A 13306-nucleotide genomic window follows, 5' to 3' on the forward strand; every position below is an offset into this window, starting at 1 on the left:
TTATATCATGTTATGTTTAGTGTCAATAGATGTAAGCTTTTCTTACATGATTTTTTTAGGAATTTTTTCATTCTTTTTTTCTAATGGCACAAACCATTACTTTCACATGAAAAAAAGCTGTCGAAATCGACAGCTTCCCTTTAAGAAATTGTTAATAGATTCTTTTCAATTAACGCATCAATCGCAGAACAAATCGCAATCTTTACATGCGAATAAGTTAATCCACCTTGTACGTAAGCAACATAAGGCGGACGAATCGGGCCATCAGCCGACAATTCGATACTTGCACCTTGAATAAACGTCCCAGCAGCCATAATTACATCATCTTCATAACCCGGCATATAGTTTGCATATGGCGTAAAATGAGAATTAATTGGAGATGCATATTGAATCGCTTGGCAGAATGCAATCATACGATCTTTATCATCAAATTGAACAGATTGAATTAAATCCGTTCTTGATGCATTCCACGCTGGTGATGTATTCATTCCTAACTTTTCTAAAAATGCAGCTGTAAAAATCGCACCTTTCAGCGCTTGACCCGCAACATGCGGCGCTAAGAAGAAACCTTGATACATTTCTTGCAGACTGTATAAAGATGCCCCTGCTTCCGCACCGATTCCTGGAGATGTTAAACGATATGCACATGCTTCCACATACTGTTCTTTACCAACAATATAACCACCAGTTTTAACAATTCCTCCACCCGGGTTTTTAATAAGAGAACCCGCCATTAAATCTGCACCAACATGACACGGCTCTTGCTCTTCAATAAACTCGCCATAACAGTTATCTACAAATACAACAACATCAGGTTTAATTTCTTTAACAAACGCAATCATCTCTTTAATTTGAGAAACGGTAAACGACGGACGAGTAGCATACCCTTTTGAACGCTGAATGCCAATCATCTTCGTATTACTATGGATTGCAGCTGCAACAGCTTCAAAGTCCACAAACCCCTCTTCAGTTAGCGGAACTGCTTTATACCCAATATTATATTCCTTAAAAGAACCTACACCTTTTCCACGCACACCAACGATTTCTTCTAGCGTATCATATGGCTTTCCCGTTATGTATAACAGCTCATCTCCCGGACGTAAAATACCGAATAAAGCTGTTGAAATTGCGTGAGTACCCGATATTATTTGTGGACGAACAAGACCAGCTTCAGCTCCAAATACATCAGCATACACTTTCTCTAACGTGTCACGACCAATATCATCATAGCCATAACCTGTCGTCGGAATAAAATGCGAATCGCTAATTTTATGTTTACGAAAACTTTCTAATACACGAAATTGGTTACTTTCAATTACTTCATCCACACGTTTATGCACTTCTGTAACTTGACTTTCTACTTCTTTTACGATTGGAGCAATTTTTTCTCCATTTTTCAAACGATCAAACATTATTATTTTCTCCTTCTTCCACTAAAAATCTCTTTAATTGCCCATTAAGCGATGAATGAGCAAATATATATCCTGTACAATCGTACACAAATTCTTCTTCTAAAAACTCCATTTTTGTTAGCAACGTTTCCGTTTTTAAAAGTGTTAACAATCTACCTTCACTAGGCGGGAGTTTCACTTGATAAACAACCATTTCTTCCTCCATCTTCGTTTCTACCGCTTCTTTAATACGTAATAAATCATTTTCTTCAAAAGCACTAGTCATTAAGAAATCACTTTTTGGAAATGGAATAAAATTTTGATGCAATTCATCTTTTTTATTATATAACGTAATAATAGGAATATGATTAATTTCAAGATCTGATAATAGTTGTTTTACCGTTTGCTCATGCCCTACATAATTAGGGTCTGCCGAATCAACAACATGTAAAATAACATCCGCTTCACCAGCTTCTTCTAACGTAGATCGAAAAGCAGCAATTAACGACGTAGGTAAATCTTGTATAAAGCCAACCGTATCAGTCAATAACACTGTATAACCAGAAGGTAACGGCATCTTCCTTGTTGTCGGATCTAACGTTGCAAACAATAAGTTTTCTTCAAACGTATCCGCTTCCGTTAATCTATTAAACAACGTAGATTTCCCTGCATTTGTATATCCAATTAATGAAACTTGAAATACTTTATTATCTTTTCTTCTCTCACGATATCTTTTTCGATGCTCCACAACAACCGCAAGTTGTTTCTTTATTTCATCAATACGTGATCGAATATGACGACGGTCCGTTTCAAGCTTTGTCTCTCCCGGTCCCCTTGTACCAATTCCACCACCAAGACGTGATAAAGATAGACCTTGCCCCATAAGGCGCGGCATTGTATATTGCAACTGAGCTAATTCTACTTGAAGCTTACCCTCTCTCGATTTCGCACGTTGCGCAAAAATGTCTAGTATTAACTGCGTTCGGTCAATCACTCTTGCATCTAATACTGAAGATAAATTCCTAATTTGGCTCGGCGTTAACTCGTTATTAAATATAATAACAGCTGGTTCTAATTCTTCAGTTAACATCGTAAGCTCTTCTAGTTTACCTTTTCCTATATAAGTCGCCGGATGAAACTTCGGGCGTTTTTGCGTTGTGGACATTAACACTTCTGCTCGCGCAGTCTTCGCTAACGATGCAAGCTCTTTCATGGAATGCATGAATTTTTCATCATCATCTTGCGACAATTGACAGCCAACTAATATGACTTTTTCTTTTTCTTCCATCAAATATGTTCACTCATCCTTTTCGAAATTTAAACCTTCTAATATAATAGCAGAGGAAGCACATTTCATCTAGTTAGCGGGGGAGAAAATTCATGGCATGGGAGATTTTTAGCATCATAGGCACAATCGCCTTCGCACTAAGCGGAGCCATTGTTGCAATGGAAGAAGATTATGATATTTTCGGGGTGTATATTTTAGGAATGGCAACCGCATTTGGGGGAGGTGCCCTTCGTAATTTATTAATCGGTTATCCAATCGTCGCGTTTTGGCAACAAGACATGTTATTCCAAATCGCACTATTATCAATGACGATTATTTTTCTTTTTCCAAATAAATTGATTAGACATTGGAAAAAGTGGGAAAACATCACGGATGCCATCGGCTTATCAGCATTTGCCGTACAAGGAGCACTTTATGCACAAAAACTAAATTTACCAATTAGCGCTACAATCGTAGCCGCTGTTTTAACCGGCATTGGCGGCGGTATTATTCGTGACCTTTTAGCCCGCAGAAAACCTCTCGTCCTTCGAGCTGAAGTATATGCATTTTGGACGATTTTAGCAGGTTTTTTAATTGGGGCTCAAATTATCGTTAGCGATTGGGCTCTATACACCTTATTCATTTTAATTGTTTGCTTCCGCATGGTTTCTATTCATTACAAATGGCATTTACCGCATAGACGCATCGATACAAACGAACGTTCAATGCATAAATAGCAATCTAACCTCTTTACATATCGTAAAGAGGTTTTTCTTTTCTAACGAGTTTTTCTTTACATAATGTTTATACTAATTTTTAAAGCGAGGTGAATACAAATGACAAACCATGTTAATAAAGGAGCTCAAAAAAGCTCCGTAAACCAATTTGGACACGATCCAAATTCAGCACATGAAAAGAGCGCTAAAATGGAACGCTTTCATAAATCTTACCAAGAAAAAGAAAAAAAAGAGTAAACGAAGTTATGTACAAAAAAAAACAGACGCACAGCTTACGTACTGTGCGTCTCCTCTTCAAGCATCAAATCAATACTTGATATCCCAATTAAATCATATTTATCATACGTATCTTCTTGTAACAATCGCATAGCTTGTGTTCGAATTGATTTTTCAACAATATTCCGTACGTATCGTCCATTACTAAACGATGTAATTTGCGACGAATACTTTACTGCATGTAAATGATCTCGAAATTTCCACTCCGCCTCTTTAGATAACTGATATTCACGCTCTTCATACATTCTCTTCCCAATTTCCAACAACTGATTTACTGAGTAATCTGCGAATTCAATAATAAACGGAAAGCGAGATTGTAACCCTGGATTCAACGAAAGAAAATGATTCATCTCTCTTGAATACCCAGCCAAAATTAATACAAAACCGTGTTGCTTATCTTCCATATGCTTCACAAGTGTATCAATGGCTTCCTTTCCAAAATCTTTCTCTCCCCCACGCGCTAAAGAATACGCCTCATCAATAAACAAAATACCTCCCATAGCCTTTTTTATTAAATCTCTTGTCTTTTGCGCTGTATGACCGATATACTCCCCTACGAGGTCAGCACGTTCAGCTTCAACTAAATGCCCTTTTGATAAAATATTCATCTCAAACAACAATTTCCCTATCATTCTAGCAACAGTTGTCTTCCCAGTACCCGGATTCCCTTTAAACAACATATGAAGCACTTGCTTCTCAGATTTCAACCCCATCTCTTGTCTTTTTTTATTTACATAAATCCAAGCATAAATTTCTTTAATTATCTTTTTTATGTCATCCATCCCAACAAGCTTTCCCATCTCTTCTTCAATTCTCTGCAACATCTCATGTTTAGTAGTGGTTTCACTTGAAATTACAGTTTTATCTTCCGATGCCGGTAACGAAATTTTCTTCCGATGGTTTAACACGATATTAATTTGATTGTTATTTTTCTTACGCATTGATTGTTCCATACAATCACCTCATTTTATCCACTCATCAAATATTATTATTCCCGTCCCCCTTACAAATGCCTATTTTCAGAAAAGTTTGCTATAATATAAGAAATAATTAAGGTGGTGGGACTATGGAAACAACGGAATTCCATGATACAATACAAGCCTTTTCTATTTTTTTATTGAATAAAGGCCGAAAGTCTTCAACTATTAAACGATATGTCTATGACATCGAAGATTTCGGACATTGGTTAGAAAAAAACAAAAAGCTCCCTTCCAGTAATATATGGGCTACACTTTGTACAAAAGACTATGAAGATTACTTTTCCGACTTAAAAAAGAATCGACACTACTCAGAGAAAACAATGCATCGTGTATTTATTGTATTAAATAGAATGTATCATTTTCTAAACATTCCTAATCCATTGAAGAATATGGAAATCGTTATTCAACCAAACCGTGCATTACGTAATGAAGATTTCATTTCATCCGATGAAGAAAAAAGATTAAAACATATAGTCACTTCATTGGAAGGCCTTTCAGAAAAGCAACGTCCTGTTCGCCCTTTATTAATGGATCGTAATATCGCTATTTTAAACCTACTAATCGACTACGGACTATCCTTACAAGAACTTACAGCATTAACTATGCATCAAGTTCACTTTGAAACCAATACATTGTCTATTCCAGCAACCGCAGGAGTAGCAAGAGCAATCACATTAACAAATGAAGACAAAAAACAATTGTACACATATTATAAAAGTATCCCAGAACCAGTTCGCCCCAAATACCATAGCAATGATCCATTATTTGTGGCATTCGATTTTAATCGCGGAACATATAGATGGGTATATGAAAATGACGCACCAAAGGCTTTAACAGAAATTGCCATCCAAAAAATGATCCGACTTGAAGTAGCAAGAGCAAATTTACGTAAAGGCATTTCCGGACAACATTTTCGGAACACCTTTATTCTACGCCTAATAAAAAAACAAATCCCAGAACCTGAAATCATAAAATTAGTTGGCTTCAAATCAAAAATTTCATTAAAACGATATTATCAATACGCAGAAAATAGAAAAAACGCCTTATAATAAGGCGTTTTTTCTATTTTTTTTTGAAACAATTAATTTTACTATGACCATTTACCTATTCTCTGCATCTACTATGATGAGTTTCGCTCACAGTCTAATTAGAAAGGAGAGATTTAATGTCTCGTTTTAACGACAATCAAAATAAATTCTCCAAACCATGCTTTCCAAGTAGTGCTGGACCTCAGGGTAACACAGGCGCTCAAGGTATCACAGGTGCTACTGGTGCCACTGGACCTCAAGGTATCACGGGCGCTACTGGTGCCACTGGGCCTCAAGGTAATACGGGTGCTCAAGGTATCACAGGTACTACTGGACCTCAAGGTAATACTGGCGCTCAAGGCAACACAGGTGCTACCGGTGCCACTGGACCTCAAGGTAATACGGGTGCTCAAGGTATCACAGGCGCTACTGGTGCCACTGGACCTCAAGGTAATACGGGTGCTCAAGGTATCACAGGCACTACTGGTGCCACTGGACCTCAAGGTAATACTGGCGCTCAAGGTAATACTGGCGCTACTGGTGCCACTGGACCTCAAGGTATCACGGGTGCTACCGGACCGACTGGACCAAACTTCCCAGTCGCGACAATTGTTGTACAAAATAATATTCAACAAACTGTACTCCAATTTAATAACTTCATTTTCGGCACTGCAATTAATGTAAACAATATTATTTTTAAAGGCACAGACACAGTTACCGTCGTCAATGCTGGTATTTATGTAATTAGCGTCTCAATCTCTACAACTGCACCAGGCGGCGCCCCATTTGGTGTTGGAATTTCAATAAATGGTACAGTCGCAACAGATAATTTCTCCTCTAATTTAATAGGCGACTCGCTTTCCTTTACAACAATTGAAACTTTAGCAGCTGGCGCAAATATTTCTCTCCAATCTACTCTTAACGAGATTACGCTCCCTTCAACCGGAAACACTAACGTTCGACTTACTATATTTAGAATCGCTTAAATTTCACTATTTATTGTTTATGACAAATAAAAAAAGAGCGAGAAACTCGCTCTTTTTTGTTATGTACAATTCATTACTACTCTAATTCAATTGAAACATTTTTTTGAGGTACAAATGTAGAAATTGCATGTTTATAAATAAGCTGTTGCTTACCTTCTGTTTCCAGTAGGACTGTAAAGTTATCAAACCCTTTAATTAATCCACGAAGCTGAAAACCATTTAATAAGTACAGCGTAACGAACGTATTCTCTTTACGGAGTTGATTTAAAAACTGATCTTGAATATTGATTGATTGCTTCATGTCGAATCCTCCTCTTTTTCTCTACTTACTATTATTCGACTTTAGTTGTAGCTTTCCTTCTATGTATCGTAAAATTTCTGACGTTTTTTCACCATCAGTAACATCAAACCACGCGACATCCATTTTATTACGGAACCACGTTAATTGACGTTTTGCATAACGGCGTGAATTCGTCTTTAATTGTGATACCGCTTCTTCTAAAGAGACACGATTCTCAATATAATCATATATCTCTTTATAACCAATCGCTTGAATAGATTGACACTCTCGCACTCCTCTTTCATGCAGACCTTTTACTTCCTCTAATAAACCTTGTTCAACCATTAGGTCAACACGTAAGTTAATGCGATCGTATAGCATTTCTCGATCCATTGTCAAGCCAATTAATGAAACATCGTACAGTAACTCATTTTCTTGTTTTTCGAGCTGGTTACTCATTTTTTCACCCGTCGTGTGAAAAATTTCTAACGCCCGAATAACACGCCTTACATTATTTGCATGAATACGCTCCGCACTTTCTGGATCTACTTCTTGCAATTTTTTATGTACATATTCCACACCGCGTTCTAACGCTAACTTTTCCATCTGCTCTCGGTATATAGCATCCCCAGCCTCATCAGTAAACTGGTAATCGAATAAAACAGATTGTATATAAAGGCCAGTTCCACCAACAATAATCGGTAATTTCCCACGCTCTGTAATCTCTCGAATGTACTTACGAACACGTTCTTGAAATTCCGCCACAGAAAATGAATCTTCCGGATTTTTTATATCAATCATATAATGCGGAATTCCGTCCATCTCATCCGTCGTTACCTTTGCAGTCCCAATATCCATCGTACGATAAATTTGCATGGAATCACCACTAATAATCTCACCATTCAATGCTTTTGCAAGATCGATACTTAATTTCGTCTTTCCGACAGCAGTTGGCCCAATGATGACAGCAACTTTTTCACGTTGCACTTCTCCCATATAACTCAACTCTCTTTATGTAATATACTCCACCTAATCATTATACCCAATCTTACCAATTTTAATGGTGTGATTGCAAGTTCTTTGAATCCAGTACATGAAATTATATATAAAAAAAGAACATAGTTTGTCCAATTTTGCATATACATGATTAAAAATAGCTCGGAGAGGGTGCAATGACTATGAAACAAACCACTATCGATTTTTCATCATTAACAAAAGACCTCATTTTAGCTACTGCTACAAAAGAACAAAATTGTTCACAAGAAGAATTATACTTCGCCTTAAATTGTTTACTACGTTCCTTTCATTCTACCCTTCAAGAAACGACGTTACATCCAGAAAATAAAAATACAGAGTACATGCAAACTCAATTTTGCAGCGCGTATAAAATTATTACAGGTAAAACGGTTTATCCCTTTCAGTGAATCTCATATAAAAAAAGCGGCTACTTAGACATTTTCAAGCAGCCGTTTTTTATTTTAATACAGATAAATTATTGTATAACTTTCACTTTAACGGATTTACGACCCCAACTATCCGCATTACTATCTGAACCAACTAGAACATCAATACGGTTTCCTTTAATCGCGCCACCAGTATCTCCAGCAATTGCTTCTCCATACCCTTCTACCCACACTTTTGATCCAAGAGGGATTACTTTCGGATCAACAGCAATAACTTTCATGTTTGGATTCGCTGTTAAATCATGACCCATCGCAGTTAACACTCGACCACCATATGTGCCATTTTCACTTGGATTAGCTGTGTACGCTGTGGCTTCTACTGTTATTTCACGACCACCAGCTGGTGCATTTGTTTCAGTAGATTTCGCCACTGATTTAGCTGTCGGCTTCGCTTGCGCTTCTGGTTTACTTGTTTCTTCACTCTTAGCAGGTGCTTTTCTGTTAACTGCCGTATCATTTTTAACCGCCGTTTTCACCTTAGTTGGTGCTTCAGCTTGAGCTGGAATTTCTTTTCTTTCAATAACAGGTGCTGTATCTGTTAAAAAGGGTACGTGAACATATGCCGCTTTCCCACCATATTCGAATTGTAACCATTCGTTTTGCACTTGATTTGTCGTTTCAATCACGTCATCTTTTTTTAGCGTGCCAAGAATTTCTGAGTCAGTATTCGCTTCAGCACGAACATTTAATACGTTTGCTGTTACATAATAAGTACTTTTCGTAAACTCAGCACTTACAAACGCTTCTTTACCGTCTAATTTAATTTTTGACCATCCGTTTTCTGTATTTATAACATCTAATTTATTTCCACTTAACATTTTACCTACAAGTTTTGATTCTACAGTTGGGGTTTCCCTAACGTTTAATACATCTGTCGTTACAATCGTTTCTGCTTTTGCAGAACCTACAAAAATCCCAAGACCAAAAACTGCTGCCGTTGCTATACCTAATAATCTTTTCATGAATAGCCTCCATTCGCTTTGTTTTCGTGTTCTCATTATAGCAACAGTTTTTTACGGAATTTCGAAAATCACAAAATTACAAAGCATTCGTAACAAACGATTAATGATTTGTAACATAAATTTCCATATTAAAGAATTGTATTTCTACCAAAATTATCAATAGTTTTCATATATTTCCCACATATTAGTATGAGTGTTTTTTTCCAGAAAAAATTACAATATTACTGTTTTGTTACAAAAAAATCGTTTTTCATTACATCTTTTACCAAAATCCATCATGATTCAATTATTAAACCACTTTTTTGTAATAAAAAAGGAACAGCTCCCGCTAGCTGTCCCTTTTTACCCTTTAATTAACTTTTTTCTTCCAAATCCCCATCATAACAGCCGAAACAACTGTCCCTATTAATATAGAGAAAATATATAGCAACGGTTTATTTACTAATGCTATAACAAATAACCCACCATGTGGTGCCGGTAATGTAATTTGGAATAGCATAGATAACGCACCTGCAATACTTGAACCAACAACACAACTTACAATTACTCGAACCGGATCTGCAGCTGCAAATGGAATCGCACCTTCTGTAATAAACGACGCTCCCATAATATAATTTGTTAAACCTGATTTACGTTCCGCTTCTGTAAACTTCGTTTTAAAGAATGTAGTTGCTAATGCAATCGCTAATGGCGGTACCATACCACCAGCCATAACCGCCGAGTGTACACCAAAGTTTCCTGCCGCAATTGCAGCGATACCGAATGTAAACGCCGCTTTATTAATTGGTCCCCCCATATCAATTGCCATCATACCACCTAAAATTAAACCTAATAGTATAGCATTTGTACCACCTAAACTATTTAACCAACTCGTTAACATTTCATTTAACGCAACTACAGGTGGATTGACTACTTTTAACATGATAACACCTGTAATTAATAACCCAAATACCGGATATAGCAAGACCGGTTTAATCCCTTCTAACTGCGCTGGCAAACCAGAAAATAGCTTTTTCAAACCGACAACAACATATCCTGCTAAAAAACCAGCAATTAATCCACCTAAAAATCCAGCATTCGCTTGTGCTGCTAAAAAGCCACCAACAACACCAGGCATAAAACCAGGACGATCAGCAATAGAGCTTGCAATAAATCCGGCTAAAATTGGAACAAGGAATAAGAAAGCTCCTTTTTCTCCACCACCAATAGCCATTAATATTTCAGCAATAGGACCTTTTGCCTTAATTCCACCGAACAAAAATGCTAGTGCGATTAAAATCCCGCCACCAACAACGAATGGAAGCATATTACTTACACCGCTCATTAAATGCTTATAAATTCCTAACCCTTTTTCTTTCTCTATACTTTCTACCTTCCCATCCTCTTTTACACCTTTAAAGATTGGCGCATCCTGTTTTACAGCTCTATTAAGAAGGATTTCAGTTTTTCTAATACCATCAGCTACCGGCACTTGAATGACATGCTTCCCAGCGAAACGGTTCATTTCTACTTGTTTATCTGCAGCGACAATAATTGCTGTTGCACGATCGATATCCTCTTTCGTTAAACCGTTCTTTACACCTGTTGATCCATTCGTTTCAACTTTAATCGCAATCCCTAACTCTGCCGCTTTTGCTTTCAAACTATCAGCAGCCATATATGTGTGAGCGATACCAGTCGGACAAGCTGTAACAGCTAATACATATGGTTCATTCCCTTCTGGCTTTGCTACTTCAACTTCTTCTTCTTTTTCATTCTCTTTTTCATCAAATAAACGGAGAAGTTCATCTTCATCCTTTGCTTCTAATAATTGCTTGCGAAACCCTTCATCCATCAATAACGTAGAGAGACGAGATAACGTTTCTAAATGAGTATTATTCGCCCCTTCACTTGCAGCAATCATAAAAAACAAATATGCGGGCTGTCCATCAAGCGATTCATAGTTGATACCGCTTACACTTCTGCCAAAACAAATCGCTGGTTGCTTAACTGTCTTCGTCTTCGCATGAGGTATTGCAATACCTTCACCAATTCCAGTTGTACTTTGTGACTCACGCTTTAAAATAGCTTCTTTAAATTCAGCCTTACTATTTAAACGATTTGCTCCGTTTAATTTCTCAACTAATTCATCTATGACAGCTTCTTTATTTGAAGCTGTCATATTCATAATGACTGTATCCCTTTTTAATAGTTCTGTAATTTTCATATGTTGTTTCCCCCTATCGCTTTGTGACAATTACTTGCGACAATAATTCTTCTACTTTTTCCTTTGTACATAAATCTGCTGAAAATGCTGTTGCACTCCCTGTTGCAACGCCATATTGAAATGCCTTTTCAATATCTTTTGTCTGTTCATATTTCCCTACAAATCCTGCAACAAGAGAATCCCCTGCTCCAACTGAGTTAATAACAATACCTTTCGGGACAGTCGCCTCATATATACCTTCTGCCGTAAATAATAAAGCTCCATCTCCGGCCATTGATACTATAACGTGCTCTACACCTTGTTCGATTAATTTTCTTCCATACGGTAAAATGTCTTCTACTGTTGAAAGCTCCACTCCGAACAACTCACCAAGTTCATGATGATTTGGCTTTATTAAAAATGGGTTATTTTTAATTACATGCTGTAACGCACTTCCACTTGCATCTACTACTACGCGAATACCTTTTTCTGCTCCAAACGCTGCGATTGATTCATAAAAGGTAGTTGGAATAGAAGCAGGTACACTTCCTGCTAGTACAACACAATCTCCGGGTTGCATACTTTCAATTTTTTTCATTAACTGCCCAAATTGCTCATTTGTCACAATAGGACCTTGTCCATTTAACTCTGTTTCTTCTTGTCCTTTTATTTTCACATTAATTCGTGAATCTCCGTCTACTTGTACGAAGTTTGTTGTTACACCTTCATCATGTAATACATTTTCAATAAATTGACCAGTAAATCCACCTGTAAAACCAAGCGCTACATTTTCAACACCTAAACGATGAAGAACACGAGAAACATTGATTCCTTTTCCTCCAGGAAACTTCATATCTTTCTCCGCTCGGTTTACTGTTCCTAAATCGAAAGAATTAACTTGTACTACGTAATCAATAGATGGGTTTAAAGTAACTGTATAGATCATTGTTTATCAGCCTCAATTACATTGGTTTGTCTTTTATATTTTTCTAAATCAATTTCTAAATAGTTTGTAATAATGTTTGCCTCTTCAACATTTGCAATTTTCGCAAACGCAACTTCTGAAAATTTACTTTCATCAATTAAGAAATACCCTTCGTTTGCTAATGTTAATGCCATTTGTTTCAAAAGTGCTTCTTCTGGATCTGGTGTTGTATACCCTAACTGTTCATGTACACCATTAGCTCCTAAAAAGCATTTATCAAAACGATATTTTTGCATACTTTCCTGTGCCATGGCACCAATTAAAGCTTTTGTCCTACTCTTCATCATTCCGCCTAGTAAATACGCCCGAATGTTATTTTCAACTAAAGCTTCAATATGCATAAGACCATTTGTAACGACAGTAACATCTTTATTTATTAAAAACGGAATCATTTCAAAAGTCGTACTTCCTGCATCTAAATAAATGCAATCACCTTGTTCAACAATGCTAGCGGCATACTTGGCAATTTGTTGTTTTATATGAATGTTTTTGGATGATTTTTCAACCATCGTTGGCTCTTGCCCTTTTCCAGTTAATATGGAGGCACCGCCATGAACTCTTTTTAATAACCTTTGTTTTTCCAATTGCGCTAAATCACGACGAATTGTCGATTCAGAACTTGCCGTTCTTTCAACTAATTGCTGCAATTTAACAACTTTCTGTTCCTTTACAAGCTGCAGTATCATTTGATGACGTTCAGGAGTTAACATTTTATTCACCTCTCCTTTGATTACAGTATAATGAAAACGATCACAAAAATCAATCA

Annotated in this window: 13 protein-coding genes and 1 pseudogene; 5 read left to right on the forward strand and 9 right to left on the reverse strand. The window is 36.9% G+C overall.

The features are described from left to right. Window positions 1-140: 140 nt before the first annotated feature. Together MR109_RS01205 and hflX are read right to left on the reverse strand one after the other, a co-directional pair. The gene (locus MR109_RS01205; protein ID WP_242270670.1) at window positions 141-1412 is read right to left on the reverse strand and encodes a methionine gamma-lyase family protein; all 1272 of its coding nucleotides are present in this window, start codon (window positions 1410-1412) and stop codon (window positions 141-143) included. After that, on the reverse strand, window positions 1405-2679 hold the full coding sequence (gene hflX, locus MR109_RS01210) for a GTPase HflX (RefSeq protein ID WP_242270672.1): 1275 nt from the start codon (window positions 2677-2679) through the stop codon (window positions 1405-1407). The genes MR109_RS01205 and hflX overlap by 8 nt, the downstream gene beginning before the upstream one ends. Window positions 2680-2771: 92 nt before the next feature. On the opposite strand from hflX, the gene MR109_RS01215 reads away from it, so the two are divergent. Together MR109_RS01215 and MR109_RS01220 are read left to right on the forward strand one after the other, a co-directional pair. After that, window positions 2772-3395 (forward strand): trimeric intracellular cation channel family protein, encoded by a 624-nt coding sequence (locus MR109_RS01215; protein WP_000312272.1) that lies wholly within the window; start codon window positions 2772-2774, stop codon window positions 3393-3395. Window positions 3396-3494: 99 nt separating this feature from the next. Next, on the forward strand, window positions 3495-3632 hold the full coding sequence (locus MR109_RS01220) for a hypothetical protein (protein ID WP_242270674.1): 138 nt from the start codon (window positions 3495-3497) through the stop codon (window positions 3630-3632). Between the two features lie 35 nt (window positions 3633-3667). On the opposite strand, the gene spoVK is transcribed toward MR109_RS01220, so the two are convergent. After that, complete coding sequence (spoVK, locus tag MR109_RS01225; RefSeq protein ID WP_002172996.1) at window positions 3668-4624, reverse strand: stage V sporulation protein K; 957 nt, start codon at window positions 4622-4624, stop codon at window positions 3668-3670. Between the two features lie 113 nt (window positions 4625-4737). Between spoVK and MR109_RS01230 the strand changes: the two genes are divergently transcribed. Both MR109_RS01230 and MR109_RS01235 read left to right on the forward strand, forming a co-directional pair. After that, window positions 4738-5700, forward strand: a complete 963-nt coding sequence (locus MR109_RS01230) for a tyrosine-type recombinase/integrase (protein WP_002172997.1) — start codon at window positions 4738-4740, stop codon at window positions 5698-5700. Between the two features lie 170 nt (window positions 5701-5870). Continuing rightward, window positions 5871-6665, forward strand: a pseudogene (locus tag MR109_RS01235) (Gly-Xaa-Xaa repeat protein); the annotation flags it as partial. Between the two features lie 76 nt (window positions 6666-6741). On the opposite strand, the gene hfq reads toward MR109_RS01235, so the two are convergent. Then, window positions 6742-6966 carry an RNA chaperone Hfq gene (gene hfq, locus MR109_RS01240; protein WP_000813896.1) on the reverse strand — a complete coding sequence of 75 codons (225 nt, stop codon included), beginning with the start codon at window positions 6964-6966 and terminating at the stop codon, window positions 6742-6744. A gap of 21 nt (window positions 6967-6987) precedes the next feature. After that, on the reverse strand, window positions 6988-7941 hold the full coding sequence (gene miaA / locus MR109_RS01245; RefSeq protein ID WP_048371510.1) for a tRNA (adenosine(37)-N6)-dimethylallyltransferase MiaA: 954 nt from the start codon (window positions 7939-7941) through the stop codon (window positions 6988-6990). Window positions 7942-8123: 182 nt separating this feature from the next. Between miaA and MR109_RS01250 the strand changes: the two genes are divergently transcribed. Further along, entirely contained in the window at window positions 8124-8369 is a 246-nt protein-coding gene (locus tag MR109_RS01250) for a hypothetical protein (RefSeq protein WP_033719435.1), read from the forward strand. 68 nt (window positions 8370-8437) lie between these two features. On the opposite strand, the gene entD is transcribed toward MR109_RS01250, so the two are convergent. The 4 genes from entD to MR109_RS01270 form a co-directional block, all read right to left on the reverse strand. Next, window positions 8438-9370, reverse strand: a complete 933-nt coding sequence (entD, locus tag MR109_RS01255) for a cell wall-binding protein EntD (protein WP_242270676.1) — start codon at window positions 9368-9370, stop codon at window positions 8438-8440. Window positions 9371-9719: 349 nt separating this feature from the next. Further along, entirely contained in the window at window positions 9720-11576 is a 1857-nt protein-coding gene (locus MR109_RS01260) for a PTS fructose transporter subunit IIABC (RefSeq protein ID WP_242270679.1), read from the reverse strand. Between the two features lie 13 nt (window positions 11577-11589). Further along, window positions 11590-12501, reverse strand: coding sequence for a 1-phosphofructokinase (pfkB, locus tag MR109_RS01265; RefSeq protein ID WP_242270681.1), 912 nt, complete (start codon window positions 12499-12501; stop codon window positions 11590-11592). Next, window positions 12498-13250, reverse strand: a complete 753-nt coding sequence (locus MR109_RS01270; protein ID WP_002173004.1) for a DeoR/GlpR family DNA-binding transcription regulator — start codon at window positions 13248-13250, stop codon at window positions 12498-12500. Before MR109_RS01270 ends, pfkB begins: the two co-directional genes overlap by 4 nt. Window positions 13251-13306 lie beyond the last annotated feature (56 nt).

It is taken from the genome of Bacillus cereus group sp. BfR-BA-01310, from assembly GCF_022664325.1.
In the GTDB taxonomy this organism is placed as follows: Bacteria; Bacillota; Bacilli; order Bacillales; family Bacillaceae_G; genus Bacillus_A; species Bacillus_A paramycoides.